Origin of the sequence: Nocardia sp. CA-129566 (assembly GCF_050956075.1) — a bacterium.
Lineage (GTDB): Bacteria > Actinomycetota > Actinomycetes > Mycobacteriales > Mycobacteriaceae > Nocardia.
On the sequence record NZ_CP192085.1, the window covers coordinates 3738164 to 3765031 of the forward strand.

Consider the following 26868-nt stretch of genomic DNA (forward strand, 5'->3'; position numbering starts at 1 on the left):
TCAGTTTTCCCCGGACCCGGCAGGATCGGCAGGCCCGGAGGCGGTAGCTTGCGTGGCCACGGAGGGACCCGATCCTGCCGAATTGGCACCAGCGAGTTCGCCTGCCGTGGCGGTGAGCAGCTCCTCCCACGACTTCTCGAACTTCTCCACGCCCTCGCGCTCGAGCACGTCGAACACGTCGTCCAGGTCGATTCCGACCGCGGTGAGCTGGTCGAAGACCGCCTGCGCCGCCGCGGCGGTACCGCTGACGGTGTCACCGCGGACCTCGCCGTGATCGGCGATGGCCTCCAGGGTCTTCTCCGGCAGGGTGTTCACGGTATTCGCCGCCACCAGCTCGGTGACATACAGCGTGTCGGAGTAGTCCGGATTCTTCACACCCGTCGAAGCCCACAGCGGCCGTTGCCGATTCGCGCCCGCCGAGGCCAGGTGCGCGTAGGTCGAGGTGTGTGCGCCACCATCGAAGACGTCCTGATATTCGGCGTAGGCCAGGCGCGCGTTCGCGACGCCCGCCTGCCCGCGCAGTGCCAGCGCCTCCGGCGTGCCGATGGCCTCGAGCCGCTTATCGATTTCGGTATCCACCCGGGAGACGAAGAACGAAGCGACCGAATGGATCTTGGCCAGATCGTGGCTGGCGCCCTTGGCATTGCGCAGACCGTCGATGTAGGCGCCCATCACCTGGCGGTAGCGCTTGACCGAGAAGATCAGGGTCACATTGACGCTGATGCCCTCCGCGATCACCCGGGTGATCGCGGGCAGGCCCGCCTCGGTGGCCGGAATCTTGATGAACAGGTTGGGCCGGTCCACCGTCTTCCACAGATCGATGGCCTGGGCGACGGTCCCGTCGGCGTCGAAGGCCAGCCGAGGGTCGACCTCGATGGAGACCCGGCCGTCGACGCCGTTGGAAGCCTCGTAGACCCCGGCCAGCACATCGCAGGCCGCACGCACGTCGTCGGTGGTGATGGTGCGGATCGCGGAATCCACGTCCGCGCCTTGGGCGGCAAGCTCTTTCACCTGTCCGTCGTAGGCGTGGCCCTTGCTCAGGGCGCCCTGGAAGATGGTCGGATTGGTGGTGACGCCGACGACGCTGCGGGTCTCGATGAGCTCGGCGAGGTTGCCGGACTGGATCCGGTCCCGCGACAGATCATCGAGCCACACCGATACCCCCGCGGCCGAGAGAGCGGCGAGATTTTCGTTCTGTGCCATGAGCTCTTATCCCTTCACGTTTTCCAGGGTGCGCTGCGCGGCAGCGACTACGGCTTCCGCGGTGATCCCGAACTCGCGGAACAGGGTCTTGAAATCGGCCGAGGCGCCGAAATGCTCGATCGACACGATCTCGCCCGCATCGCCGGTGAACCGGTACCACGGCATTGCGATACCGGCCTCGACGGCCACCCGAGCGGCGACCGCGGGCGGCAGCACCTCGTCCCGGTAAGCCTTGTCCTGCGCGTCGAACCACTCCACACACGGCATCGAGACCACCCGGGTGCCGATGCCCTGCGCCTCCAGCGTAGTGCGGGCGGCCACGGCGAGCTGGAGCTCGGAACCGGTGGCGATCAGGATCGCCTGCGGGATGCCGGTGGACGCCTCGGCCAGCACGTAACCGCCCTTCTTGACGCCCTCGTAGCTGGTGCCCTCCTGGATCGGCAGATCCTGGCGGGTGAGCGCCAGTGCGGAAGGTCCGTCCTGGTGGGCGGGCTCGGAGACCGAGAAGTGCGAAGTGTGCTCGCTGCTGTCGCGCTCGAGGATGGTGCGCCAGGCGTAGGTGGTCTCGTTGGCGTCGCCGGGGCGGACCACGTTGAGGCCGGGGATGGCGCGCAGCGCGGCCAGATGCTCGATCGGCTGATGGGTCGGGCCGTCCTCGCCGAGGCCGATGGAGTCGTGCGTCCAGACGTAGATCGCGGGCACCCGCATCAGCGCGGCCAGGCGCACGGCCGGACGCATGTAGTCGGAGAACACCAGGAAGGTGCCGCCGTACGGACGGGTCGGTCCATGCAGTGCGATGCCGTTGAGGATCGCGCCCATGGCGTGCTCGCGCACACCGAAGTGCAGGGTGCGGCCGTACGGGTTGGCCTTCCACATGCCGGTCGAGATCGACTCCGGACCGAAGCTCGGTGCGTCGGGCATGGTGGTGTTGTTGGATTCGGCGAGGTCGGCCGAACCGCCCCACAGTTCGGGCAGTACCGGCGCGAGCGCGGCGAGCACCTTGCCGGACGCCTTGCGGGTGGCCATACCCTTCGGATCCGCCTCGTACGTCGGCAGATTCGCGGCCCAGCCCGCGGGCAGCTCACGCTTGACGAGCCGATCGAACAGTGCCTTGCGCTCCGGGTTGGCGCCGGCCCACGCGTCGAACTGCTGCTGCCAGGCCGCATGCGCCTGCTGTCCGCGCTCGATCACCTTGCGGGTGTGCGCGATGACCTCGTCATCGACCTGGAAGTTCTGCTCCGGATCGAAGCCGAGGATCTTCTTGGTGGCGGCCACCTCGTCGGCACCGAGCGCGGCGCCGTGTGCGGCACCGGTGTTCATCTTGTTCGGGGCCGGGTAGCCGATGATGGTGCGCAGCACGATGATCGACGGCTTGCCGGTCTCCGCCTTGGCCGCGGCCAGCGCCGCCTCGATGGCGACCACGTCCTCGCCGCCCTCGACCACCTGCACGTGCCAGCCGTACGCCGCGTAGCGCTCGGCGACGTCCTCGGTGAAGGCGATGGTGGTGTCGTCCTCGATGGAGATCTTGTTGTCGTCGTAGATCACGACCAGATTGCCCAGCTGCTGGGTGCCCGCGAGTGAGGACGCCTCGGAGGTGACGCCCTCCTCCATATCACCGTCGGAGGCGATCACATAGATGAAGTGGTCGAACGGGCTGGTACCGGGCGCGGCGTCCGGATCGAAGAGTCCGCGCTCGCGTCGCGCCGCCATCGCCATGCCGACCGCGGAGGCCAGACCCTGACCCAGCGGGCCGGTGGTGATCTCGACGCCGTCGGTGTGGCGGAATTCGGGGTGGCCCGGGGTCAGCGAGCCCCACTTGCGCAGGTGCTCGAGATCGTCGAGCTCCAAGCCGTAACCGGCCAGGTAGAGCTGGATGTACTGGGTCACGCTGGAGTGACCGCAGGACAGGACGAAGCGATCCCGACCGACCCAGCTCGGATCGCTCGGGTCCAGGCGCATGGTGCGTTGGTAGAGCGTGTAGGCCAACGGTGCGAGGCTCATCGCGGTGCCGGGGTGCCCGTTCCCGGCGTTCTGCACCGCGTCGGCGGCTAGAACCCGAACGGTGTCGACGGCCTTGGTGTCCAGATCCGTCCAGTCGTCCGGGTGGTTCGGCTGAGTGAGGGCGCGGATGTCGTCTGTGACTGACACGACCGAGGTTCTCCTGACATTGGTTTCGTCGACGGTGGCGGGAGGATGCACGCGCGGGGGCGTGGAATGCGAACCGGGTGTACCCCAACTACCCTAGATGTGCCCGGTGACCGGCATGTGAGGAACCCGGCTTACTCCGGTTATGTGTCGTATTTCATTCCCCGTCGCAGACCACGGGGTTACCCATTCGTGGCCGGGTACCGACCGGTCGCGGGGTGGTGTGGAATCGCTCCGGCGCCGGGCATGAGCGAGGGGCTATGGAAAGAACGCTGTGCGGCTGGGTCTACCATCGTGTGTAGTAGTAGCCGCGCCGCACCAGCACGAGCAGGGAACAGCGCGCTGCTGTTCCATGCCGGATGCGATGCACAGCGTGCGAGGAGAGACAGTGCGGATTGGGCAACAGCCGGGTGGCAATGGCGCACACGGCTCCTCCGCGACGGCGCTGGCCGACCGGTTGACCGGCGATGGCCTGCTGTCCCGACTACTGCGGCGACCGCTCGCCTATATCGCGTTGACGAAACCGCGTGTCATCGAACTGTTGCTCGTCGCGACCATTCCGACGATGCTGCTGGCCGACCGCGGCCACGTCGATATCCGCCTGATCCTGGCGACCCTGTTCGGCGGCTGGATGGGCGCCGCCAGCGCGAACACGCTCAACTGCGTCGCCGACGCCGATATCGACAAGGTGATGAAGCGGACCGCCAAGCGCCCGCTGGCCCGGGAGGCCGTGCCCACCTCGCATGCCTTCGTCTTCGGCGTGGTGCTCGGCATCGGCTCGTTCGCCTGGCTGTGGTGGCAGGCGAATCTGCTCAGCGGTGCGCTGGTCGTGGCGACCATCCTCTTCTACGTCTTCGTCTACACGCTCGGGCTCAAGCGCCGCACCTCGCAGAATGTGGTGTGGGGCGGCGCGGCCGGTTGTATGCCCGCCCTGGTCGGCTGGTCGGCGGTGACCGGCTCCGTCGGCTGGCCCGCGATCGCGCTGTTCGGCGTCATCTTCTTCTGGACGCCGCCGCACACTTGGGCGCTGGCCATGCGCTACAAGGAGGACTACCGCGCGGCCGGAGTGCCGATGCTGCCGGTGGTGGCCACCGAGCAGGTCGTCACCAAGCAGATCGTCATCTACACCTGGCTCACCGTGCTCACCACGCTCGCGCTGGTTCCCGCGACCGGCGTGGTCTACGCCGCCGTGGCGCTGGTGGCCGGAGCGTGGTTCCTGCTCATGGCGCACCAGCTGTACTCCGGTGTGCGGCGCGGTGAATCGGTGAAGCCGCTGCGCCTGTTCCTGCAGTCCAACAACTATCTCGCGGTGGTGTTCTGCGGACTCGCCGTGGACTCGGTGCTCGGGTGGGATACGGTCGGCAGCTTCTTCGGCTAGTCCGGTCGGTGGGCCGGGGCGGTGGCGATATAGCCGTCCGGTCGGATGTGGACGGTAGTGCCGGGGACCGCGTGGTAGGCGGCATGGGCGTGGCCGTCGACGTCTACGACATAGCGCCCGCTCGAGTGATCGCCGGGGCGGATCACCTCGTAACGCTCTGTGCCGGGTTGGTCGGCATGTTCGTTGCTCGCACCGAAGGACAGCACGGTGGCATGCGGTCCGCGGAACAGGTCGAACAGTCGGATCGATTGCCCCGCCTCATCTTTCAATGGGGCATCGGGGGCGCGATCACCCGCGACCAGTACACCTTGATCTGCGGGATCCCGGTAGCTGATATCCAATTGGCGGGTTTGCTCGCCACGGTCCATGGCGTCCGCATGGCCGTCGACCAGCTTGTCCAGCAACTCGGTGCTGATACCGAGCACCCGGGCGGCCACCGTTTGCCGCTCGGACTCGTAACTGTCCAGTAGTGATTCGTCCCCCGCCAGGGCAGCGGCGAGCTTCCAGCCGAGATTGTAGGCGTCCTGGATGCCGGTGTTCATACCCTGCCCGCCGGTGGGCGGATGGACGTGCGCGGCGTCACCGGCCAGGAATACGCGCTGCTCCCGGAATCGCTGTGCCAGACGGATATTCGGCCGCCAGACCGTGGCCCAGGTGAGATCGGTGAGGACGATATCCGGATTGCCGGAGTACTGGTCGACGAGCTGCTGCAGCACCTCGAGCGAGGGTTCGACGTCCTCGCTCAGCGGTGCGCCGAACTGGAACTGGCTGCCACCGGGCAACGGAGACAACGCGATTCCCTCCATCGGGTGGCCGACCGCGGCGAACCAGTAGCCGTAGTCGTGATCGAGCGCGTTCGCGCTGACATCGCCGAGCAGCATTCGGATCGAATCGTCGGTATTGCCCTCGAACGGGATGCCGAGCGTTTTGCGGACCGTGCTGCGGCCGCCGTCCGCACCGATCAAGTAGGCGACACGCACAGTTTCGATGCTACCGTCGTGCGCCAGTTCGGCGGTGACGCCCGTCTCGTCCTGTTCGAAAGACACCAGCGCCGTTGCCAGTTCGACGCGCACACCGAACTGTGCGAGCCGGTCGCGCAGAATCGCCTCGGTTCGCGACTGACCGAGCACCCAAAGATTGGGGTAGGGGACCGCGGGCGTCGGCTCGACCGGTTCGGCCATGCGATGTTCGCCCGCGAATTCACCGCCGGAGTACGCGCGCATCACCGGTGCCGGTGCTCCGGCCGCGCGCACCGCGTCCAGTACGCCGAGATCGTCGAAGACCTCGAGCGTGCGCGGCTGGATGCCGTCGCCGCGCGAGCCCGCGAAGAATGCCGTGGCCTGGTCGATGATGCGCACCGGGATATTGCGGCGGGCCAGGTCGATGGCAAGGGTCAGGCCGGTGGGTCCGGCACCGGTGATGAGTACCTGAGGATGGTCGACGATGTGGTTGTTCACGATAACTCCGAACTGAATTGACTTGGTGGGCCGCGCAATTGCGGCCCACCCGAACTTTCGGTATGCGTCGCGGACTAGTCCGGGACCACCACGACCCGAGCGGCGCCGAACTGTGCGGCCGCCCACGCGTCCTCGATCTTCGACAGCGGGAACTCCTGCACGGCGATGTCGACCCGGCCGTCGGCAATGAACTGCATGTACTCCGGAATCGCGGCCAGGATCGACTGCACCGAAGCGGATCCCGCGCCACTGCCGGAGATGGTGATGCGCCGGCTGCGCAGCAGCGCTGCCGGGACCGCCGCTTCCGCGCCCGCCATGGAACCGATCTGGACATAGGAGATATCCGCGTCGTCCTCGGTCAGGCCCTGACGCCCGAGCGCCGCGAAAGCGGCTTCGGCCGGTGCGCCCCACACATAGTCGAGTACGAGACTCGGCGCCTCGAGGCCGATCGCCTCGGCCAGCGCCGCCGCGGTGGCGTCCTTGTCGTCCAGGAGGGTGACGGTGGTCGCGCCGTATCCGGCCGCGCGCGCGAGTGCCTCCGGATTGCGTCCCGCCGCGATCACCCGATCCGCGCCGACCAGAAATGCGTTCTGCACGGCCAGCAGACCCGCGGCCCCGGTGGCGCCCAGGATCAGCACGGTGCCGAGTGATTTCTCGCCGTCCGAGGCGCGCAGTGCGTCGCGTCGCTCGCGCAAGATCAGCCAGGAGGACAACCCGGGGTTGAGACCACCGGCGATCCGTGCGGGATCGGCGCTGGCCGGGAGCGGGATCCGCATCCGCGATGGCACCGACATGCGCTCGGCCAGCGTGCCGTAGGGCGCCTGCGGGAAGCCGGTGTAGACGAGCGCGCCGTCGGCGGTGCGGGCGACTCCGTCGATGCCCGGGATCAGCGGGTAGGCGTTGGTGCTGCCGTAGTGCGTACCGGCCGCCAGCGAGCGCACGATCGGATGAATTCCGGCCGCGACCAGGTCGACGAGTTCCCGACCCTCGGTCACCTGCGGTTCGTCGAAGTCGGCGTACGCGGGAACTTCGCCAGCGCTGCGCAGGACGGCTGCCTTCATGATCTCCACCATTCTGAATTGAAATTCACTGAATCTAAATTCAGTATGGAGGTTGATAGGTTTTCTTGTCAAGGAGGTGGGTGCGAGTGACGTCGAGTCGCCGGGAGAGGTCCGCAGAGACCGAACAGGCACTGAAGGAGGCGGCGCGGCGGGTATTCGCCGAACGCGGCTACTTGAACACCAAGATCACCGACATCACCGCCGCCGCAGGGCGGGCGGCGGGGTCGTTCTACAACCACTTCGCGAGCAAGGAGGAGCTACTCCAGGCGCTGCTGAACGATCTGGCCTCGGCGGGGGATGAGCGCGCGGAGCAGCCCGAGCACAATCCCGATTTCAGTGATCCGGCGGCGGTGCGGTACCACGTCGCCGGGTACTGGACCTTCTCGCGGGAGCACGCCGCCGTGCTGCGCGCGATCAGTCAGGCGGCGATCGTGAGCGCGGACTTCGCCCGCGTCATCGGGCGGTTCGGTGTCGAGCAGCGCGCGGATATCGCCGACCATCTGGATGGCCTGGCCGACAAGGGATTACGGCTGCCGAGCTCTGTCGATGCCAGCCTGGCGATGATGTTCCAGGTGGCTCAGGGCATGCTGACGGCGGTCGAGGACGGGACCGTCCAGCTGACCGATGAGCAGGCGATCGAGGGACTGACACGGTTCATCTACCGCGGCCTGACCGGACAGGACTACTGATCGGCTCGGATCACGCTGACGGGCAATGGATTCCAGACCAACACCCCGCGCCCGGTGCGCGGCCGTTGGACACCGGTCAGGGCAGCAGCACGATGGACCCGGTGGTCTTGCGGCCCTCGAGATCGCGGTGCGCCTGTGCGGCCTCGGCCAGCGGATAGGTCGCGCCGATCCGGACATGTAGCGTGCCATTGGCGATGGCGGTGAGGATATCGGTTGCGCGCCAGACCAATTCGGCACGGTCGCGGGTGTAGTGCACCAGCGTCGGGCGGGTGACGAACAGTGAGCCCGCGGGGTTCAGGCGCTGCAGGTCGAACGGCGGTACCGGGCCGCTGGCCGCGCCGAAGAGGGCGAGCGTGCCACGGATGCGCAGCGATGCGAGGCTGGCTTCGAAGGTGGCCGCGCCGACGCCGTCGTATACCGCGGCGACGCCGACGCCATCGGTCAGCGCGCGGACCCGCTCGGCCAGGTCGTCGGTATAGCGCAGCACCTCGGTGGCGCCCGCTTCGCGCGACAGCTTTTCCTTCGCGTCGGAGGAGACGGTGGTGATCACCCGGACCCCACGCGCGGCGGCGAGCTGGGTGAGCAGCAGGCCGACACCGCCCGCACCCGCGTGCACGAGCACGGTTTCGCCGGGTTCGGGCTTGTAGATCGATTCGATGAGGTAATGCGCGGTCATGCCCTGCAGCAGCGCCGAGGCGGCAACCGGGGCGTCGACACCATCGGGCACCTTGATCGCGACCGCGGCCGCAACCGCGACCCGCTGGGCGTAACTGCCGGGTGCCGCGGCCCAGGCCACCCGATCGCCGACCGCGAAGTCGGTCACATTCGCGCCGATCTCGGCCACCACACCGGTGCCCTCGGCACCGGGAACATAGGGGACCGCCTGGGGGTATCGGCCGGTGCGGATGTAGGTGTCGATGAAGTTGATGCCGATCGCTTCGGTGTCGACGAGCAGTTGATCCGGACCGATCTGCGGATCCGGCACCTCGACGTAGTTCAGGACCTCGGGACCACCGTGCTCGGAAACCTGAATAGCGCGCATGAGATCCGTTCTACACCCACGCGGGGTGGCCCCGAATGTACCGGCCAGTAAACTAGCCGCCATGACTTCTGATGTCGCCTTGGCCCCAGAGAAACTATCGGGTTCCGTCGTGGACTCGGTCAAGGGATTCGTCGCCGAGCACGGCGGTTCCGCCACTGCCGTCCTGCAGCCCATCGGCCGCCTCGGCGTGCGCGTCACGCTGGTCGGCTCCGACGGCGTTCTCGGTGACCGCGTGGTCGCCGACCTGGCGACGGCCAAGGAATTGGTGGCCACCGTCAACGGACTCACCGAGGCCGACGAATGGGATCGCGAGCTGACCTCGATCGTCACCCCGCGCACCGGGCACTGGGCCAAGATGGCCGGTTGGGTCGCCCGCCAGACCCGTTTCCCGAAGGCGCGCAACGAGCGCTGAGCCGTTCACGCTCCCGCGCTCGCGCCCTCGAATGGGCGGGCTCGGCGCGGGAGCACACGCAGGGCCAGCCGCACGACCGGGCTCGCGAAGATGCCCGCGAGTCGGGTGTAGGGCCAGATCCCGATGATCAGCAGCAGGATCAGACCGCGCCCCTGGTGGATGAGCGGGGCGTGGTGCATGGCCTCGGGATACGGATTGATCGTGAACAGCGAGCGGAACCAGGCGAAAAGTGTTTCACCGGTTCGGTATTCGCGTCTGGAGGCCGGATCGAAATCGATGAGCACCCCGGACAGCACCGCGGCCGCCAAGGCCGGGAAGGTAATGCGATCGAGCGGGGTGATCAGGGGCTGGGCCGGGCCCGCGATCAGGTCGGGCAGGAACAGCAGCACCGCGCCGATCGCCGCCGCCGCGCCACCGACGAGCAGCACGATCGTGATCACGACATGGATCGCACCGGCCGGATGGGCATGCGGTTGTGCGGCGAGCATATTGCTGACGCGTGCGATGACGATCAGGCACACCCCGGACCGGAACGCGGTCGTCCCGAAGCGCTGTTCGCGGTCCATCTCCAGGGAATTGGTGTAGCTGCGGAAGCCATCGCGCCGGTAGCGCCACACGTGCCCCAGGATGAACGAGACAAACGCGCCGTAGGGCAGGGCGATCCATAACAGCGATGTCACGGCGAGTTCGCTTTCGGCTTGCCGACGATCGGACATATCAGATTCGCAGAGCCACCGATGCCGAACAAGGGACCAACGGCCCTTACCGGGAGGTACTGCGGCGGGCCGTCGCGGGCTCGCCGCTGACGCACCGCCTACTTCGGCAGATCGACCTCGCCGTTCTGCTGTCCGTTTGCGCTGAGATTCATTGCAGGAAGCAGGGATTCGCGTGCGATCGAGGTGAGCGCACCGGCCTGCTGGATGATCTCGGCGAGCGCCGATGTCACCCCCTGCGCACCGTTCAGCACCGTGAATTGGTCGACGTGTTCGAACGGAGCCGCCGCCGCGGCGACGATCTGGGGGAGCTTGTCGGCGATCTGCTGTGCGATGACGGCCTCCTGGTTCTGGCTCATCGCCTCGGCGCGCTGCTGGATACCCGCCGCTTCGGCGGCCATATGCGCACGGACCGCATCGGCCTCGGCCAGCCCCCTGGCCTTGATGGCGTCGGCTTCGGCCTGACCGGTGAGCCGGGTGGCCTCCGCCTGCGCGGCGGCGCGCAGTTTGATCGCATCGGCCTCGGCCAAGGCCTGCATCTTCGTCTGTGCCGCAGCAGCTTCCGCGCGCAGGCGGGTCTCCTGGGCGTCGGCCTCGGCCTGGCTGATCCGGGCGTCGCGGCCCGCGGTGGCCAGGGTGGTCTGGCGATAGGCCTCGGCGTCGGCGGGCTTGCGGATCTCGACCTGCAGCCGCTGTTCCTTCTGCTGCGCCTCGAGTTGTGCTACCCGCGTTTCCATTTCGACGACGGCCTGCCGGGCGGTGGCATCGGCGAGCGGGCCCTGCTGGGCGGCCTCCTGACTCGCACTGTCGACCTCGGCCTGATATCCGGCCTTCTTGATCTGGGTGTCGCGCACCGCGAGTGCGATCTGTGCCTGCGCGGCCTGTTCCTGTTCGATGGCCTCGCGCTCGGCATTGGCGCGGGCGATGCGCGCCTTCTGTTCCACCGCCGCCTGATGCGGAATCGCAAGGTTGGCAATGTAATTCGAACCGCTGGAAATGGACTGGATCTGGAAGCTGTCGATCACCAGACCGAACGATTCCATCTCCTGGGAGCAGCGGTCGCGGACCTGCTCGGAGAATTTGTCCTGATCGCTGATCATCTCCTCGACCGTCATCGAGCCCGCGATCGCGCGCAGATGTCCGACGAAGACGTTCTGCACCTTGGTTTCCAGCTCGTCGGCCGGTCGATCCAGGAAGCGGCGGGCCGCGTTCGCGATGGACCGATAGTCGTCGCCGACCTTGTAGACCACCACACCCGCCAGTTGCAGACTGATCTTCTGCTGACTCACACAGGGCACGGTGATCTGACTTTCGTGCGCCTCCAATGAGATTCGACGCACCTTGGTCAATCCGGGCGCGACCAGACTGCCGCGTCCGGTGACGATCCGGAACCCCATGCTCTCGCCGAAGGCCTGCCCTTCGCCCGCGCGGAAACCGGAAATGATCAGCGCCTCATCGGGTTCGGCGACTCGCCAGGAGAGCCGGAACATGATGGCGGCCAGGAACAGCACCGCAACGGCGATGCCGACGACGACCACTAGCAGGACGTCCATGATGAACCTTCATTTCAAGGGAGTGACTTCAACCGTTCGCCCACCCAGGCTCCCGACCACGAGCACCTGGGTATGCCTCGGAATGGTTGTCTCCCCGTCAGCAGGACGCGCGAGGAATCGCTCTGTCCCCGCCCGCACCTCGATCAAAACCTCACCGAGATGGTCCGGCTTGATCGTCGCGGTCACCCGGGCGATCTTGCCGATCACGTCTGTCGCCACCGACACCTCCCTGCCGCGGTTCGACCACTCCACGGTAGACCTCGCGAAATTCGCCAGCCGTTCGCGCAAGCGATCTTTACGAATCCCTTATGCCTTCCAGTCTCGCGCCCTTGACGCCGATTCGCACCAACTGGATTTCCCCGGTTCGTCCGGCCGTGCGAGGTGGGAGACCAAGATCAGCTGGCGGGGGCTGTCGGCGATATCGCCATGGATTTCGACAGGTCGACGAGGGCTCGTGGGGCAGCGGAATGCGCTGCGAACGGTGGGCCGTTGTTCATCGAAGTATCAATAGGAACTCGAGTCAGTGACATCGGAATGGTGATGGGTGCCCGGTCTCGTGTTCGACTCGTAGAGTAGGTGACGATGAACGCGGATAAGGCGAGTGAGCTGGCGGCTCGACGGGTCGGTGCCGCGCGCGCCGACGCACACCAACGTGTCGCGCTGGCCGAGAGCTGCTATCCACCGGCGCTGCGCGGCTACAGCCGCGCCGAAATCGCTTTCCTGCGTTGGGAACTCGCGCGCGGCGTCCTCGATCCGGACGCCGGCAGCCCATGGTGGCGAGCCATCAACGACCGTCTGCTACACGACAAACTAGAGGCCGCGCTGCTCCATCGGGACGGTATCCGCGACGCATCGACGCCAGGCGCCCGGCTCTGGCTCGAATTCCTCGTCTCGCCTTCTCCCGCGGCGTGGTACCGGGCGCACAACCGCAGCATCGTCTCCGGCTATTTGGCGCATCAGGAGTTGGCCGAGGCCGAGCTGCCCGCCGAGCGACTGATGATCAACGTGACGCTCATGCGGGTGCTGTTCACCCATGTGCTGGTTGCGCGGCCGACACTGGCGCTGGGAAGGTTCGGCCGTCTCGGCGGCTGGTCGGCCGATCCGCGGCGCAGCTCGGTTCGCCTGTTCCTCGACCTGCGCAATGTATTTCCCGAGGTGTATCCGCTGACGGAGTTGTCGGTCGACGCGGTGCTCGCGCTCGAGGGCCGTGTCGCGCGGGCGCTCGACTACGGACTGATCGTCCCCAAGCTCGAGCACGTCTACGCCTTCGCCGCGGAACATTTGGACGAGCCGATGATCGTCGGCCTCGTCGAGGACGGCGATCCGTGCTACGCGGGATTGCGCATCCAGCGTGCGCGGCTGGCATCGGATGCATTGATCAGGACGCTCGCGCGGGTGACGCGGCCATGGCCGTGATGCGCCCGAGGTCTATCCATCGCGTCCGGGCGGTCCGGCAGCGTTGCGCCTGCACTATCGAGCCGTTTCGCCCACCGCGATGAGCTGCTGGTCGAGGCTTCGGCGCTGGAGAAATTCGGGCTGTCAGTAGTCCCCGCGCACGAGGTTCTTCGGTACTTCCCCCGCCGCGTATCGCGTGATTTCCGCAGTGACGACGGCGTAGGCGCGTTCGAGACTGCCGCGGCTGCTGCCCGCGACGTGCGGCGTCAGCAGTAGGCCGGGCGCGGTCCAGAGCGGGTGATCCGATGGCAGCGGCTCCGGGGCGGTGACGTCCAAGGCGGCCCGCAGCCGTCCTGACTCGAGTTCGGCGAGTAGCGCATCGGTGTGCACGATGGGGCCCCGGGCGACGTTCACCAATACCGCGCCGTCGGCCATCGCGGCAAGGAATTGCGCGTCGACCATGCCGATGGTCTGGTCGGTCACCGGAACCATCAGTACGACGGCGTCGAAATCGCCGAGCAGTCCCGGTAATTCGTCGACGCCGTGCACCCCGTCTCTGGCCGTTGTGCCGACCAGCGTCAAGGTCGCATCGAAAGCCTCGAGCCTGCGGCGCAATTCGATACCGAGATCACCCGCGCCGATGCCCAGAATTCGCTTGCCAGCCAGCGTATCGGTCGGGTGATACTGCCAGCGGCGCTGCCGCCGCGCATCGGCGAACTCGATCAGCTCGCGGTAGATCGTCAGCAGCGCCGCGACAACCCATTCCGCCGAACTGCCGCCATGCGCGCCACGGGCATTCGACAGCATGACCCCATCCGGCAGCCGACCGACCCACCGTTCGGTCCCGGCCGTGAGCATCTGCACCAGCCGCAGCTTCGGCAATGCGGCCAGATCGATCGATTCGGGCCCCGTCAGAAACGCCGGAACCAGCACCTCCGCCAATTCCGCTCCGGCGGGCAACGGTTCACCCACCGTGTATCGCACCGGGCGAACCCCATCGAGCCAGGCCAGCACCTCGACTCCATAATCATCTGGCACAAGGACGGTGACCGGCATGTCTGCCAGACTAACCGCGCCCGCCGTTCCGGTCGCGATTGCATCCGATCATCGGATCTATCCCGTGATATCAACCTCCGGCACTGCCGAAGCGGGCCCGTGCCTCCGGGATCGCGCGGTCCATGGCGGGACTGCCGGTATGGCCGGAGTCATCGATTACGCGCAGCTCGACGCTCGGCCGAACTCGCGCCAATTGCCACCCTGAATAAAGGGGGCCGGACAGGTCGAGGCGCTGTGAATCAGCGCCGCCGGGATTCCCGCGAGCTCGTGCGCCTCGCGCAGCAGGACGCCCGTCATCGAGCATAGGCGGTTTCGCCACTTCGGATGCCCTCGGCAGCTGGTGGCTCAATGCCAGCTTGCCGGTCGAATGGGATCCACTGCCCGCCTTTGGCACGCCGTGATGCGTATGCATCCGGTGCGCCAGGGCGCGCGGGGTATTGCATCCCCGTGTCGATGGGAGTTCGGGAGCGATACAGCACTCCGGAGTCGAGCTGACTACGCGGACTGCTCGGCCGGGTCCGGGACCGGTGCCGAGATGTGTTCGCGGGTGCGCAAGGAAGCCCACAGTGCCGCGGTGGCGGCGGTGCAGGCGGCGGCGCCACCCACGTGGGTGGCGACCAAGGCGGCCGGGACGTCGGTGAAGTACTGCACGACACCGACCAGGGATTGCGCGCAAACCAGACCGAGCAGTACGAAAAGGCGGGTGCGCACGGCGGGGGTGATGCCTACCGCGAAGAGGCCGAAGGCAAGGCCGATGAGCAGCGCGAGATAGCCGACCAGCAGTTGTGAGTGCAGGTGCACCAGGGTGACGATCTCGACCTGGAGGCGTTCCACGGGGCGCTCGATGCTCTTATCGCCCGCATGCGGTCCCGCACCGGTGACCAGCGTGCCCGCGATGAGTACGGCGGCGAGTGCGATACCGCTCAGCCCGGTCAACCAGCGCAGCGGTGTGGGCGCCTGGGCCACCTCGATGCCGTCATCGGGTTCGCCGATCTTCGCGAACATGACGACCGAGACCCACACCATCAGCATCGACGCCAGCAGATGCACCGAGACCGTCCACCACAGCAGGCCGGTGCGCACGGTGATACCGCCGATGATCGCCTGCAGCACGGTGCCGCCGGGCATGAGCCATGCGTACACCAGCACCTCGCGACGGCGGCGGGCCCTGGTGACCGCGAGCACGATGAGCGCCGCGCACAGGGTCACCGCGAAGGTCAACATGCGATTGCTGAACTCGACGGTCTGGTGCAGTACTGGAACCTCGGCGACTCCGGTCGGGGTGAAGCTGCCGGGGAAGCACTGCGGCCAGGTCGGGCAGCCGAGTCCGGACGCGGTGACGCGCACGATCGCGCCGGTGACGGCGATCCCGGCCTGGGAGACGATGACCGCGACGGCGATCAATCGCTGCACCCGCAACGAGGGCAGCGGGAGCAGATCAACGAGTCGCAGAAATGCGCGATACAGCACGCAACGATGGTAGCCGGGCCGGTTGGACCGCCTGCAGGCGGTCTACTACATCTCGTCGTTGCGAGTCCGGACTACCTTGGCCTGCGCTTTCGCGGGAAGGTGAGCGCCGGATTCGACTCGAACGCGCGGCCGGGGCGAAGCTCAGTCGAAACGGAAGAAACGGGTAGCAAGGAAGCCGCTGACCGCGCCCCACGCGGCGAGCACCGCGATACCGAACCAGTCCACGCTGCTGCGCATGGCGTCTTCGAGAGTGACCGCCAGCGCCCCCGAGGGCACCAGCCGCACAAGCACATTCACTGCCGACGGCAGATCGTCGGATGCGAACACCACGCTCGCGATGCCGAGCATGGCGAACCACAGGATATTCGCCAACGCCAGCACGATCTCCGCCTTGAGCGTGCCGCCCAGCAGCAGCCCCATCGCCGCGAAGGTAGCGGTGCCGAGCGCGATCACCAGCGCGCCGAGCCCGAGCCCGGCGACGTCGGGTCGCCAACCGAGCGCGAATCCGATGGCGCCCAACAGGATTGCCTGCAGCACCACCACGATCAGGACCGCGGCGCTCTTGCCCGCGACAATGCCCCAGCGGGGAAGCGGGGTGGCTCCGAGGCGCTTGAGCGCGCCGTAGCGCCGGTCGAATCCGACCGCGATGGCCTGTCCGGTGAAGGCGGTCGACATGACCGCCACCATCATCACCGCGGGCACGATCTTGTCGACCCGGTCGGTACCGAGGTCGCCGAAGGGCAACAGGCTGAGCCCGACCAGCAGGGTGATCGGAATGAACATGGTCAGCAGCAGTTGTTCGCCGTTGCGCAGCAACAGGATCAGCTCGAGCCGGGTCTGCGCGGTCATCATCGCGATGCGGCTGCTCGGGCGCGGATCGGGGGTGAAGGTTCCCGGTGCGAAGCGGTTCTCGACGCGATCTGGCTGGTTCATCCGCGTAGGTCCCGTCCGGTCAGTTCCAGGAAGACGTCTTCGAGGCGGCGCTGATCGATCCGGATATCGGTGGCCAGCACATTCTGCTGTGCGCACCACGCGGTCACCGTCGCCAGCACCTGCGGGTTGATCTCGCCCTCCACCAGATACGATCCCGGTGTCGTCTCGCGCGGCGAGAAGCCTTCCGGCAGTGCGGTTTTCAACAGACGCAGATCGAGTTTCGGTGGGGCGGTGAAGCGCAGCTGCCCGGCCGCGCCGTGTGCGGTCACCTCGGCGGGTGTTCCGGACGCGACGATCTGCCCGTGATCGATGATCACCAGCTGGTCGGCGAGTTGCTCGGCCTCGTCCATCATGTGCGTGGTGAGCAGTACGCTCACCCCGTCGCGGCGCAGCGCGTCGATGAGCTCCCATACGATGAGTCGGGCCTGTGCGTCCAGGCCCGCGGTCGGCTCGTCGAGGAAGACGATCTCCGGCTTCCCGACCAGCGCGCAGGCCAGGGCGAGCCGCTGCTGCTGACCGCCGGAGAGGCGACGGTAGGGGGTGCGCCGGTTGTCCTGTAGGCCAAGGGTTTTCAGCAACCAGTCCGGATCGAGCGGATCCGCCGAATAGGCGGCGACCAGATCGAGCATTTCGCCCGCCCGCGCGCCCGGATACGCGCCGCCGCCCTGCAGCATGACGCCGATGCGCGGGCGCAGCCGGTCGGAATCGGCGATCGGATCGAGTCCGAGCACCCGGACCGAACCCGTGTCCGGAGCGTGGAAGCCTTCGCACATTTCCACGGTCGTGGTCTTGCCCGCCCCGTTCGGTCCGAGCAGGGCCAGCACCTGGGCCCGTTCGACAGCGAAGCTGATCCCGTCGACCGCGGTGGTCGCGCCATATCGCTTGACGACGCCGTCGATACAGACGGCGGGTCCCGAGGCTGCGGTCACCATCGCGCCTCGGTGCTCGGCTCCGTCGCGTCCAAGGGGGCTGTGCCCATTGCTCGCTCGCTTCGCTCCCTCACGGTGTCACACCGTAAGCGGTCGACGGATGTGACCGGGACGACACCCCTGCCAAGTCAGCTCGATGGTCCGGCCGGACCGGCCGCGGTGGCCGCGGAGTCGGCGCCGGACTGGTGCAGCCGCCATGGCAGTGACTTGCGGGTGGCCAGGATCATCAACGCACACGTGAGGACCGTGATGCAGGCCGCATAGATAAGGACGAACGGGGGGATTTCGCTACCCGACGGCATAAGCATGACGCTGATCGCCGCCGAGGCGATCGTCGCAGGAACGCGGAAGGCGGGTCGGCTGGCCCAAGCCGCCAGCGGGACGATGCCCCACAGCAGATACCAGGGCTGCACCACCGGAAACAGCAGGACAACCGCGCCGAAGGCGACACCGAGCGCACCCACCGGATGCAGCCGACCGCGCCAGGTGGCCACCATCAGCCGCACCACGACCAGTGTTGCCGCGGCCGCCGCGATCGGGCGGGTAATGCTCAGCAGGGCGGTGGTGTGGTCGCCCAATCCCAGCAGGACGCCGCCGAATCCGGTGGCGACCCCGAGTGCGGTGGGCAGCGACATCCAGCTGCGTACGGAGTTGGCCATGGTCAGGGTGTCTATCCACCCGAATCCGAGACCGCTGCCGAGACAGACCGCGAGCATGACGGCCCCGGTGACGCAGCCGAGCAACAGCGCCGAGCTGAGTACGGCGCGCATATCGCCGCCCCATTTTCGGCTCAATGCCATCCACACGAACGCCAGCGCCAGCATCGACGGGATCTTGACGGTGGTGGACAGCGCTATCAGGGTGGTGCCCGCTAAGAGCAACACGAGTGTGTGTCCGCGCATCGGGCCGGTATTGCTCAGGGCCGCCAGGCAAAATTCCAACCCGACCAGCATCAGGCCGAGCATCATCGCCTCGTTGTGCACGCCGGAGACCAGATGGAATATCACCAGCGGGTTGACCGCACCGAGCCACAGCGCGGCTACGGGCGATACCCGGCACCGCTGTGCCAGTCGGGGCAAGGCCCAGACGATGCAGGCGACACCGATGAGTGCCAGCATGCGGTGTAGCAGTACTCCGGCGAGCATATTGTCGCCGACGATTTCGGCGATGCCCTTGCCCAGCCAGATCGATAGCGGCCCGTACGGCGCGGGCGAATTCTGCCAGATATTCGGAACGCTGCGAGTCAGAATATGGTCCTGGCCGAGGCCCTGTACCGGACCCACGTCATAGGGGTCGAGCCCGTTCGCCGCGATCTCCCCCTGCGCCAGATAGGAATAGACGTCCTGGCTGAACATCGGCGGCGCGACCGACAGCGGGATGATCCAGAGCAGCAGGGTGCGGTCCAACTGCGAACGGCTGATGCGGCGAATGCGATTGGACTGCAGGCCGAGTGCGAAGCGGCCGAGCAGCAACCAGGCCAACATCACGATGACCGTGCCGACCATGGTCGTCGCCAGTCCGGAATTGTGTACCCGCGCGGGCAGCCCGAGAATGGCCCGGCCGTAGGTCGGATTCTGCAGCGTGGGCTGGGCGCCGAGCCCGAGGGCCCCGATGGCCATCATGACCGAGCCGGTCGCGCCGAGCAGCCGGACCCGGCGCAGTTGCGCGGTCTCCTGCGGGTTGAGCTCGGCCGCTTCGGGTTCGTTGACGTGCAAGGTGTCGCCGACGGTGTGGTCCGGCGGCACATCGAGTCCGATGATGCGACGACCCAGCGAAACGGCGGTGTTGATCGGTGTGGTCCGGCGCAGTCGAATCAGGGTGCTCGAGGTGTTCGACCGGCGTTCGACACCTTCTTCGCCGTGCTCGCCTGACATCACGCGGCCAGCGTAGCCGATGCCAGCGGCACCGCCGATGCCCTGCGGGACGGACTGCGGGGCACGTTCTCGCCACGATCGGATCCGGGCAGAATCGGAGGATGGGTTCGGAGTCCAGGCGGCGGATCGAGGTCGCGGCGGCGGGGTTGCTCGCGCGGCACGGGTATCACGGGTTCGGGTTGAAGTCGTTGAGTGCAGCGGCCGGGTTGCCATACGGATCGATCTATCACCACTTTCCGGGTGGAAAGGAGGAGATCGCGGTTGCGGCTATCACCGGGACCGGGGTGGTGTCCGGTCGGTTGATCGCGCAGGCGCCGACCGATGTGTTCGCGACGACGGCGACGATGTTCGAATTCATGGTGACCAAGCTGGCCGGTTCGGAATGGGCCGAAGGTTGTCCGGTCGGTACACCTGCCCTCGACGGTGGCAGTGATGTCGAGGCAGTGCGCAATGCCTGTGTGTCCGCGTTCGAATTGATGGAGCGAGCATTCACGAAGCTACTCACGGAAGTGGGGCTGGCGGCGGGGGAGGCGCGGGATCTGTCGACCACGGTGGTCGCCGCCTATGAAGGCGCGACGATCCTGTCCCGAGTCCGCCGCTCCGACGAACCATTGCGCACGGTGGCGGTGGCGATGGAGCGGCTGATCGAGCTGACGCTGGCCGAGGCGGGCATCTCGGATGTGCCCGCTGCCGGAAATGTTCCTGAAGTGGCTGGCGCGCAGGGCGATCAGCTCTGACGGTCTTGACTAGAAAGAACGTTCTAGCGACACTCGGACAATGCAGCGATTGATACTGTCCGGCCCCGGTGACCTGCGCTGGGAAGAAGCGCCAGAACCCCAGCTGACCGGCCCTGGTCAGGCTCTTGTTCGCCCGGTCGCACTGGCCACCTGCGATATCGACCCGGCGGTGCTGCGCGGGGCATTCCCGATGGCGGGCCCGTATCCATTCGGGCACGAAGGCGTCGCCGAGGTAGTGGCGGTCGGCAACGAGGTGCGCACGGTCGCGGTCGGCGATCGTGTGGTCGTTCCGTTCCAGATCTCGTGTGGAACTTGCGGCCCCTGCCTGCGCGGCCGGACCGGCAACTGCTCGAGCCATCCACCGCTGTCCACTTTCGGACTCGGCACGATCGGCGGTCTCGACTGGGGTGGTCTGTGGGCGGATCTGGCATTGATCCCGCACGCCGATGCCATGCTCGTCCCGGTCCCCGCTGGTGTCGATCCGGTCGCCGTGGCCAGCGCCAGCGATAACATCCCGGACGCATACCGTTGCGTCGCACCGCAATTGGCGGAAAATCCGGGTGCGGAAGTGCTGGTCATCGGCGGCCCGGCGGCCCCGTCGATCGGTCTCTACGCGGCCGGTCTCGCCGTCGCGCTCGGCTCGTCGCGCGCGGTCTACCTCGATACCGATCCGGCCCGTCTGGAGATCGCGCGCAAGCTCGGTGCGGAAGCGATCGAGGCTGAACGCGACGCCCGGATTGGGCGTTTCCCGATCACCGTCGAGACCGCGGGCGGCGCCACGGCGCTGCGCGCCGCGATCGACGCCACTGCCTACGACGGCTGGTGCACCAGCGCAAGCGTCCAATTGAACGACGTCGCGCTCCCGATCTTCGCGATGTATTCGCGCTGCTGCACCTTCCATACCGGCCGCGCCCACGTCCGCCCCGCGATTCCGGCCGTCCTCGACCTGGTCGCCGCCGGTCGGTTCGACCCGGCCCTCGTCACAACCGTTACCGCAGATTGGGAGGACGCCATCGACGCGCTGCTCGCGACCCCGATGAAGCTGGTCGCGGTCCGCTGAACAGTGCCAGGGGATTTTCAGTACCTAGGTGTGTCCTAAATCGCACTCGCAATTCTGTCCGGCGCGCGGCCCCGCGGTGGCGCGGTAGGCGCAGGTGGTGAACTCGTTGCGGTCTCCTGTCCGCCGCCGGAGTGCTTCCGCGCAGGTCATCGGCATGGCAACTCAGGGCACCCTTATTAGATTCCGGGAAATAATTCCGTCACACTGGTGTTGTGAAAACCGTGGGTTTGCCGCACGACGAGGATGGAGGCACCGGTCGCCGTACCGGTGCCGCCGCTTCTGCTGCGCCCGCGGCCCTGGTCACGGGCGGTGAGGGACATACAAGAGCCGCCGTTGTCCAACTGCTGCTCGAAGAGGGGCCGATCACCGCGACCGCGATCGGCACCAAGCTCGGCCTGACGCCAGCGGGTGTTCGTCGGCACCTGGACGCGCTGATCGAATCCGGTCAGGCGCGGGCGAGCCGCTCGGCGCCGTGGCAGCAGAAGGGTCGCGGCCGCCCGGCCAAGCAATACCAGCTCACGGCCGTCGGCCGGGGACGGCTGGGCCACGCTTATGACGATCTGGCCGGGGCAGCGATTCGGCAGCTCGGTGAGATCGGCGGCGAGCAGGCCATCACCGAATTCGCGCGCCGGCAGGCCAGGACCGTCGTCAAGGGCATCGAACCGGTCGCCGAGCACACCGCGGAAAACACCACCGCCAAGGCGGAGGAGATCGCGGAGGCGTTCACCGATGCCGGATTCGCCGCGTCTACCCGCAAGGTCGGCGCTGGCGTCCAGATCTGCCAGCACCACTGCCCGGTGGCACACGTCGCCGAGGAATTCCCACAGCTGTGCGAGGCCGAACTCGAGGCTTTCCGGGACCTGCTCGGCACCCATGTACAGCGGCTTGCGACGATCGCCAACGGCGATTGCGCGTGCACGACCCATGTGCCGCTGTTCGTTCTGCCCATTACCGATACCGACAACGCTTCCCATAAGGCCGCTGCACAGCCCGCAGCGGGACGTACGAACGACTCCGGAAGGAGTGCCGAATGACGACGACCACCGACCAGGTGCAACCGCTCACTCAGGAAGAAACCATCGCTTCCCTGGGTAAATACGGTTACGGCTGGGCCGATTCGGATGTGGCCGGTGCCAGCGCGCAACGAGGCCTGTCCGAGGCTGTCGTCCGCGACATCTCGGCCAAGAAGAACGAGACCGAGTGGATGCTCGAGCACCGGCTCAAGGCATTGCGCATCTTCGACCGCAAGCCGATGCCGAGCTGGGGCTCCAACCTCGATGGCATCGACTTCGACAACATCAAGTACTTCGTGCGCTCGACCGAGAAGCAGGCCGAGAGCTGGGAAGATCTGCCCGAGGACATCAAGAACACCTACGACAAGCTCGGCATCCCGGAGGCGGAGAAGCAGCGCTTGGTCGCCGGTGTCGCCGCCCAGTACGAGTCCGAGGTCGTCTACCACCAGATCCGTGAGGATCTGGAGGCCCAGGGCGTGATCTTCCTGGACACCGACACCGGTCTGCGCGAGCACCCGGAGATCTTCGAGAAGTACTTCGGCACGGTTATCCCGGCCGGTGACAACAAGTTCTCCGCACTGAACACCGCCGTGTGGTCGGGTGGTTCGTTCATCTACGTGCCGCCGGGCGTGCACGTCGACATCCCGCTGCAGGCGTACTTCCGGATCAATACCGAGAACATGGGCCAGTTCGAGCGGACCCTGATCATCGTCGACGAGGGCGCCTACGTGCACTACGTCGAGGGCTGCACCGCACCGATCTACAAGTCGGATTCGCTGCACTCCGCGGTGGTCGAGATCATCGTGAAGAAGGGCGGCCGCTGCCGCTACACCACCATCCAGAACTGGTCGAACAACGTCTACAACCTGGTCACCAAGCGGGCCAAGGCGGAGGCGGGCGCGACCATGGAGTGGATCGACGGCAATATCGGCTCCAAGGTCACCATGAAGTACCCGTCCGTGTGGATGATGGGTGAGTACGCCAAGGGCGAGGTGCTCTCGGTCGCGTTCGCTGGCGAGGGCCAGCACCAGGACACCGGCGCGAAGATGCTGCACCTGGCGCCGCACACCTCGTCGACCATCGTGTCGAAGTCGGTGGCGCGCGGCGGCGGCCGGGCCTCCTACCGCGGCCTGGTCCAGGTCAACAAGGGTGCACACGGTTCCAAGTCGACCGTGAAATGTGATGCGCTGCTTGTCGATACGATCAGCCGCTCCGACACCTACCCCTACGTCGATATCCGCGAGGACGACGTGACGATGGGCCATGAGGCCACCGTTTCGAAGGTGTCGGAGGACCAGCTGTTCTACCTGATGAGCCGCGGCCTCACCGAGGACGAGGCGATGGCGATGGTCGTGCGCGGCTTCGTCGAGCCGATCGCCAAGGAACTCCCGATGGAGTACGCGCTCGAGCTGAACCGCCTGATCGAACTGCAGATGGAAGGAGCCGTCGGCTGATGGCAGCCCTGGACAACGTTGCCGCGGCCGCTGAGGCTCGCACCCCGGCAGTCAACAAGGGGGAGGTATTCACTTCCTTCGACGTGGACGCCTTCGAAGTGCCCTCGGCCAAGGATGAGGCGTGGCGGTTCACCCCGCTGCGCCGCCTGCGCGGCCTACAGGACGGCACCGCCGTTCGGGACGGATCGGTCACCGTCGAGGTCGCACCGGTCGCCGGCGTGACGGTGGAAACGGTGGCGCGCACCGACTCTCGCCTCGGCGCTGCCGGTGTGCCGTCGGATCGGGTTGCGGCCCAGGCCTATTCGGGTTTCGAAGAGGCGACCGTGATCTCGGTCGGTTCGGAAACCGAAGTCGCCGAACCGGTCACCGTTACCGTCACCGGTCCGGGTGAGGGTAAGACCGCATACGGCCACCTGCAGGTCCGGCTCGGCAACTTCGCCGTCGCCACCGTGGTCATCGACCAGCGGGGCAGCGGAACCTACGCCGAGAACATCGAATTCGTGCTCGGCGACAGCGCCAAGCTGATCGTGGTCGCGATCCAGGACTGGGCCGACGACGCCGTGCACGCCACCGCGCACCACGCCCAGCTCGGCCGCGATGCCACCCTGCGGCACACCTCGGTCACCCTCGGCGGTGATCTGGTGCGCCTCACCGGCAATGTCCGCTACGCGGGTCCCGGCGGCGATGCCGAACTGCTCGGCCTCTACTTCGCCGACGCCGGTCAGCATTTCGAGCAGCGCCTGCTCGTCGACCACGCGGTCCCGCACTGCAAGTCCAATGTGCTGTACAAGGGTGCGCTGCAAGGTGATCCGCATTCACCGAAGGGCGATGCCCGCACGGTGTGGGTCGGCGACGTGCTCATCCGCGCGGCCGCCGAGGGCACCGACACCTTCGAGGTGAACCGCAACCTGGTGCTCACCGATGGCGCGCGTGCCGATTCGGTGCCGAATCTGGAAATCGAGACCGGCGAGATCGTCGGCGCCGGCCATGCGAGCGCCACCGGTCGTTTCGATGACGAGCAGCTGTTCTACCTGCGCGCCCGCGGTATCCCGGAGGACGCCGCCCGCCGTCTGGTGGTGCGCGGTTTCTTCCACGAGATCATCCAGAAGATCGCGGTCCCCGAGGTCCGGGAGCGGCTGGAGTCGGCCATCGAGGCCGAACTCGCCGCGATCGGCGCATGACCAACCAAACCCTTTGTCAGTAAGGAATCCGAATTCGATGACCACCCTGGAAATCAAGGACCTGCACGCCGAGGTCGCCAACCCGGACGAGACCGCCGAGCCCATCAAGATCCTCAAGGGCGTGAACCTCACCATCAAATCCGGTGAGACGCACGCGATCATGGGCCCCAACGGCTCCGGCAAGTCGACGCTGTCCTACGCGATCGCCGGACACCCGAAGTACACGGTGACCTCCGGCTCGATCACCCTCGACGGCGAGGACGTCCTCGCGATGTCCGTCGATGAGCGGGCGCGTGCGGGTCTGTTCCTGGCCATGCAGTATCCGGTCGAGGTTCCCGGCGTCTCGATGTCGAACTTCCTGCGCACCGCCGCCACCGCGGTCCGCGGCGAGGCCCCCAAGCTGCGCACCTGGGTCAAGGAGGTGAAGGAGTCGATGAACGAGCTGGACATCGACGCCGCCTTCGCCGAGCGCAGCGTGAACGAGGGCTTCTCCGGTGGTGAGAAGAAGCGCCACGAGATCCTGCAGCTGGGTCTGCTCAAGCCCAAGATCGCCATCCTGGACGAGACCGACTCCGGCCTGGACGTCGACGCGCTGCGCATCGTTTCCGAGGGCGTGAACCGGTACAAGGAGCGCGAGCACGGCGGCATCCTGCTGATCACGCACTACACCCGCATCCTGCGCTACATCCAGCCCGAATTCGTGCACGTATTCGTCGGCGGCCGCATCGTCGCCGAGGGCGGCGCCGAGCTGGCCGAAGAACTCGATGCCAACGGCTACGTCCGCTTCACCCAGGGCTCACCCACCCCGTCGGCTGCGCCGACTGCCGTCCCCCAGTCCGCTACCGCTGGAGCCTGATATGACCGCCACGGTCCGTACCCTCGACGTCGCCCGGATCCGGGCCGACTTCCCGATCCTGAGCCGCACGGTTCGGGACGGGAAACCGTTGGTGTACCTGGACTCCGGCGCGACCTCGCAGCGTCCTCTCGCCGTGCTCGACGCCGAACGTGAATTCCTCATCGAGCGCAATTCGGCCGTGCACCGCGGTGCGCACCAACTGGCCGAGGAGGCCACCGACGCCTATGAGGGCGCGCGGGCCGATATCGCCCGGTTCGTCGGCGTGTACGCCGATGAGATCGTGTTCACCAAGAATGCGACCGAATCGCTGAATCTGGTGACGTACGCGTTCTCCGACAATCGCTTCCCGTACCACGTGGGGCCGGGCGACGAGATCGTCATCACCGAGCTCGAACACCACGCGAATCTCGTGCCGTGGCAGGAACTCGCGCGCCGTACCGGTGCGACCCTGAAGTGGTACGGCATCACCGATGACGGCCGCATCGATCTCGATTCGCTCGAATTGTCGCCCGCCACCAAGGTTGTCGCGTTCACGCACCAGTCGAATGTGACCGGTGCGGTCAGCGATGTCGCCGAAATGGTCCGCCGGGCAAAGGAAGTCGGCGCGCTGACGGTGCTCGACGCCTGCCAGTCGGTGCCGCATATGCCGGTGAACTTCGGTGAACTCGGTGTCGACTTCGCCGCGTTCTCCGGGCACAAGATGCTCGGACCGTCCGGTGTCGGCGTGCTCTACGGGCGGCGGGCGCTGCTCGCGGAGACCCCGCCGTTCATCACCGGCGGTTCGATGATCGAGACCGTCACCATGGAGGGCAGCACCTACGCGCCGCCGCCGCAGCGTTTCGAGGCCGGTGTGCCGATGACCTCGCAGGTGGTCGGATTGGGCGCGGCCGTGCGGTATCTCGAAGCGATCGGCATGGAAGCCGTTGCGGCACATGAACATGCGCTCACCGGTGCGGCACTGGACGGACTCGCCGCGATCGCGGGCGTGCGGATCATCGGCCCGGCCGAGAATATCGACCGCGGCGGTGCGGTGTCGTTCGTGGTCGAGGGCATCCACGCCCATGACGTCGGGCAGATTCTGGACGACGAGGGCGTCGCCGTGCGTGTGGGCCACCACTGCGCGTGGCCGCTGATGCGCCGCCTCGGCGTGCCAGCGACGGCCCGCGCGTCGTTCGCGGTTTACAACACCCTGGACGAGATAGACCAGCTGGTAGCCGCCGTGCGGAAGGCACAGAGCTTCTTCGGAGTTGCATAAGA

24 protein-coding genes are annotated in these 26868 nt (G+C 66.9%); 11 read left to right on the forward strand and 13 right to left on the reverse strand.

Annotated features, from left to right (window positions below):
* Both tal and tkt read right to left on the reverse strand, forming a co-directional pair.
* A complete protein-coding gene (tal, locus tag ACQP0C_RS16210; protein WP_433733710.1) occupies positions 1-1203 on the reverse strand; it encodes a transaldolase in 1203 nt (400 codons plus the stop codon).
* Positions 1204-1209: 6 nt separating this feature from the next.
* On the reverse strand, positions 1210-3351 hold the full coding sequence (gene tkt / locus ACQP0C_RS16215; protein ID WP_433733711.1) for a transketolase: 2142 nt from the start codon (positions 3349-3351) through the stop codon (positions 1210-1212).
* Positions 3352-3736: 385 nt separating this feature from the next.
* Here tkt and ACQP0C_RS16220 point away from each other — a divergent pair, with 385 nt between their 5' ends.
* Positions 3737-4726: a heme o synthase gene (locus ACQP0C_RS16220; protein ID WP_433733712.1), complete on the forward strand. Its 990-nt coding sequence runs from the start codon at positions 3737-3739 to the stop codon at positions 4724-4726.
* On the opposite strand, the gene ACQP0C_RS16225 is transcribed toward ACQP0C_RS16220, so the two are convergent.
* Together ACQP0C_RS16225 and ACQP0C_RS16230 are read right to left on the reverse strand one after the other, a co-directional pair.
* Positions 4723-6183, reverse strand: a complete 1461-nt coding sequence (locus ACQP0C_RS16225; protein ID WP_433733713.1) for an FAD-dependent monooxygenase — start codon at positions 6181-6183, stop codon at positions 4723-4725. The two genes, ACQP0C_RS16220 and ACQP0C_RS16225, sit on opposite strands and share 4 nt — an antisense overlap.
* A gap of 74 nt (positions 6184-6257) precedes the next feature.
* Positions 6258-7244 (reverse strand): zinc-binding dehydrogenase, encoded by a 987-nt coding sequence (locus ACQP0C_RS16230; protein WP_433733714.1) that lies wholly within the window; start codon positions 7242-7244, stop codon positions 6258-6260.
* Between the two features lie 86 nt (positions 7245-7330).
* On the opposite strand from ACQP0C_RS16230, the gene ACQP0C_RS16235 reads away from it, so the two are divergent.
* Positions 7331-7933, forward strand: coding sequence for a TetR/AcrR family transcriptional regulator (locus ACQP0C_RS16235; RefSeq protein WP_433733715.1), 603 nt, complete (start codon positions 7331-7333; stop codon positions 7931-7933).
* Between the two features lie 76 nt (positions 7934-8009).
* Here ACQP0C_RS16235 and ACQP0C_RS16240 read toward each other — a convergent pair whose 3' ends face one another.
* The gene (locus ACQP0C_RS16240; RefSeq protein WP_433733716.1) at positions 8010-8975 is read right to left on the reverse strand and encodes a quinone oxidoreductase family protein; all 966 of its coding nucleotides are present in this window, start codon (positions 8973-8975) and stop codon (positions 8010-8012) included.
* A gap of 61 nt (positions 8976-9036) precedes the next feature.
* Between ACQP0C_RS16240 and ACQP0C_RS16245 the strand changes: the two genes are divergently transcribed.
* The gene (locus ACQP0C_RS16245) at positions 9037-9387 is read left to right on the forward strand and encodes a hypothetical protein (RefSeq protein WP_433733717.1); all 351 of its coding nucleotides are present in this window, start codon (positions 9037-9039) and stop codon (positions 9385-9387) included.
* 5 nt (positions 9388-9392) lie between these two features.
* Here ACQP0C_RS16245 and ACQP0C_RS16250 read toward each other — a convergent pair whose 3' ends face one another.
* The 3 genes from ACQP0C_RS16250 to ACQP0C_RS16260 all read right to left on the reverse strand — a co-directional run bounded on the left by ACQP0C_RS16250 (position 9393) and on the right by ACQP0C_RS16260 (position 11872).
* On the reverse strand, positions 9393-10103 hold the full coding sequence (locus tag ACQP0C_RS16250; RefSeq protein WP_433733718.1) for a respiratory nitrate reductase subunit gamma: 711 nt from the start codon (positions 10101-10103) through the stop codon (positions 9393-9395).
* A 98-nt stretch (positions 10104-10201) separates the two neighbouring features.
* Positions 10202-11653, reverse strand: a complete 1452-nt coding sequence (locus tag ACQP0C_RS16255) for a flotillin family protein (RefSeq protein ID WP_433733719.1) — start codon at positions 11651-11653, stop codon at positions 10202-10204.
* Between the two features lie 9 nt (positions 11654-11662).
* On the reverse strand, positions 11663-11872 hold the full coding sequence (locus ACQP0C_RS16260; RefSeq protein WP_354958579.1) for a hypothetical protein: 210 nt from the start codon (positions 11870-11872) through the stop codon (positions 11663-11665).
* A 363-nt stretch (positions 11873-12235) separates the two neighbouring features.
* On the opposite strand from ACQP0C_RS16260, the gene ACQP0C_RS16265 reads away from it, so the two are divergent.
* Positions 12236-13069: a hypothetical protein gene (locus tag ACQP0C_RS16265; protein WP_433733720.1), complete on the forward strand. Its 834-nt coding sequence runs from the start codon at positions 12236-12238 to the stop codon at positions 13067-13069.
* A 123-nt stretch (positions 13070-13192) separates the two neighbouring features.
* Here the strand turns inward: ACQP0C_RS16265 and ACQP0C_RS16270 are convergent, their stop codons facing one another.
* From ACQP0C_RS16270 to mptB, 5 genes are all read right to left on the reverse strand, one after another.
* A complete protein-coding gene (locus ACQP0C_RS16270; RefSeq protein ID WP_433733721.1) occupies positions 13193-14104 on the reverse strand; it encodes a 2-hydroxyacid dehydrogenase in 912 nt (303 codons plus the stop codon).
* A 495-nt stretch (positions 14105-14599) separates the two neighbouring features.
* The gene (locus ACQP0C_RS16275; protein WP_433733722.1) at positions 14600-15574 is read right to left on the reverse strand and encodes a COX15/CtaA family protein; all 975 of its coding nucleotides are present in this window, start codon (positions 15572-15574) and stop codon (positions 14600-14602) included.
* Positions 15575-15715: 141 nt separating this feature from the next.
* Positions 15716-16507, reverse strand: coding sequence for an ABC transporter permease (locus ACQP0C_RS16280; RefSeq protein ID WP_433684408.1), 792 nt, complete (start codon positions 16505-16507; stop codon positions 15716-15718).
* Positions 16504-17439 (reverse strand): ABC transporter ATP-binding protein, encoded by a 936-nt coding sequence (locus ACQP0C_RS16285; protein WP_433733723.1) that lies wholly within the window; start codon positions 17437-17439, stop codon positions 16504-16506. Before ACQP0C_RS16285 ends, ACQP0C_RS16280 begins: the two co-directional genes overlap by 4 nt.
* Before the next feature lie 125 nt (positions 17440-17564).
* Positions 17565-19310, reverse strand: a complete 1746-nt coding sequence (gene mptB / locus ACQP0C_RS16290; protein WP_433734569.1) for a polyprenol phosphomannose-dependent alpha 1,6 mannosyltransferase MptB — start codon at positions 19308-19310, stop codon at positions 17565-17567.
* A 101-nt stretch (positions 19311-19411) separates the two neighbouring features.
* Here mptB and ACQP0C_RS16295 point away from each other — a divergent pair, with 101 nt between their 5' ends.
* From ACQP0C_RS16295 to ACQP0C_RS16325, 7 genes are all read left to right on the forward strand, one after another.
* Positions 19412-20047: a TetR/AcrR family transcriptional regulator gene (locus tag ACQP0C_RS16295; RefSeq protein WP_433733724.1), complete on the forward strand. Its 636-nt coding sequence runs from the start codon at positions 19412-19414 to the stop codon at positions 20045-20047.
* Positions 20048-20087: 40 nt separating this feature from the next.
* Positions 20088-21107: a zinc-dependent alcohol dehydrogenase gene (locus ACQP0C_RS16300; RefSeq protein ID WP_433733725.1), complete on the forward strand. Its 1020-nt coding sequence runs from the start codon at positions 20088-20090 to the stop codon at positions 21105-21107.
* A 212-nt stretch (positions 21108-21319) separates the two neighbouring features.
* The gene (locus ACQP0C_RS16305) at positions 21320-22141 is read left to right on the forward strand and encodes a helix-turn-helix transcriptional regulator (protein WP_433733726.1); all 822 of its coding nucleotides are present in this window, start codon (positions 21320-21322) and stop codon (positions 22139-22141) included.
* A complete protein-coding gene (sufB, locus tag ACQP0C_RS16310) occupies positions 22138-23574 on the forward strand; it encodes a Fe-S cluster assembly protein SufB (RefSeq protein ID WP_433733727.1) in 1437 nt (478 codons plus the stop codon). Before ACQP0C_RS16305 ends, sufB begins: the two co-directional genes overlap by 4 nt.
* Positions 23574-24755, forward strand: a complete 1182-nt coding sequence (gene sufD / locus ACQP0C_RS16315; RefSeq protein WP_433733728.1) for a Fe-S cluster assembly protein SufD — start codon at positions 23574-23576, stop codon at positions 24753-24755. Before sufB ends, sufD begins: the two co-directional genes overlap by 1 nt.
* Before the next feature lie 37 nt (positions 24756-24792).
* Positions 24793-25611, forward strand: a complete 819-nt coding sequence (gene sufC, locus ACQP0C_RS16320) for a Fe-S cluster assembly ATPase SufC (protein ID WP_433733729.1) — start codon at positions 24793-24795, stop codon at positions 25609-25611.
* A 1-nt stretch (position 25612) separates the two neighbouring features.
* Positions 25613-26866 carry a cysteine desulfurase gene (locus ACQP0C_RS16325; protein ID WP_433733730.1) on the forward strand — a complete coding sequence of 418 codons (1254 nt, stop codon included), beginning with the start codon at positions 25613-25615 and terminating at the stop codon, positions 26864-26866.
* Positions 26867-26868: the final 2 nt, after the last annotated feature.

Bases quoted from the DNA above. Each gene is read 5' to 3' on its own strand.
- tal (WP_433733710.1), bottom strand. From the start codon at position 1,203: ATGGCACAGAACGAAAATCTCGCCGCTCTCTCGGCCGCGGGGGTATCG.
- ACQP0C_RS16230 (WP_433733714.1), bottom strand. From the start codon at position 7,244: ATGAAGGCAGCCGTCCTGCGCAGCGCTGGCGAAGTTCCCGCGTACGCC.
- ACQP0C_RS16240 (WP_433733716.1), bottom strand. From the start codon at position 8,975: ATGCGCGCTATTCAGGTTTCCGAGCACGGTGGTCCCGAGGTCCTGAAC.
- ACQP0C_RS16245 (WP_433733717.1), top strand. From the start codon at position 9,037: ATGACTTCTGATGTCGCCTTGGCCCCAGAGAAACTATCGGGTTCCGTC.
- ACQP0C_RS16250 (WP_433733718.1), bottom strand. From the start codon at position 10,103: ATGTCCGATCGTCGGCAAGCCGAAAGCGAACTCGCCGTGACATCGCTG.
- ACQP0C_RS16255 (WP_433733719.1), bottom strand. From the start codon at position 11,653: ATGGACGTCCTGCTAGTGGTCGTCGTCGGCATCGCCGTTGCGGTGCTG.
- ACQP0C_RS16265 (WP_433733720.1), top strand. From the start codon at position 12,236: ATGAACGCGGATAAGGCGAGTGAGCTGGCGGCTCGACGGGTCGGTGCC.
- ACQP0C_RS16270 (WP_433733721.1), bottom strand. From the start codon at position 14,104: ATGCCGGTCACCGTCCTTGTGCCAGATGATTATGGAGTCGAGGTGCTG.
- ACQP0C_RS16280 (WP_433684408.1), bottom strand. From the start codon at position 16,507: ATGAACCAGCCAGATCGCGTCGAGAACCGCTTCGCACCGGGAACCTTC.
- ACQP0C_RS16285 (WP_433733723.1), bottom strand. From the start codon at position 17,439: ATGGTGACCGCAGCCTCGGGACCCGCCGTCTGTATCGACGGCGTCGTC.
- mptB (WP_433734569.1), bottom strand. From the start codon at position 19,310: ATGTCAGGCGAGCACGGCGAAGAAGGTGTCGAACGCCGGTCGAACACC.
- ACQP0C_RS16295 (WP_433733724.1), top strand. From the start codon at position 19,412: ATGGGTTCGGAGTCCAGGCGGCGGATCGAGGTCGCGGCGGCGGGGTTG.
- ACQP0C_RS16300 (WP_433733725.1), top strand. From the start codon at position 20,088: ATGCAGCGATTGATACTGTCCGGCCCCGGTGACCTGCGCTGGGAAGAA.
- sufB (WP_433733727.1), top strand. From the start codon at position 22,138: ATGACGACGACCACCGACCAGGTGCAACCGCTCACTCAGGAAGAAACC.
- sufD (WP_433733728.1), top strand. From the start codon at position 23,574: ATGGCAGCCCTGGACAACGTTGCCGCGGCCGCTGAGGCTCGCACCCCG.
- sufC (WP_433733729.1), top strand. From the start codon at position 24,793: ATGACCACCCTGGAAATCAAGGACCTGCACGCCGAGGTCGCCAACCCG.
- ACQP0C_RS16325 (WP_433733730.1), top strand. From the start codon at position 25,613: ATGACCGCCACGGTCCGTACCCTCGACGTCGCCCGGATCCGGGCCGAC.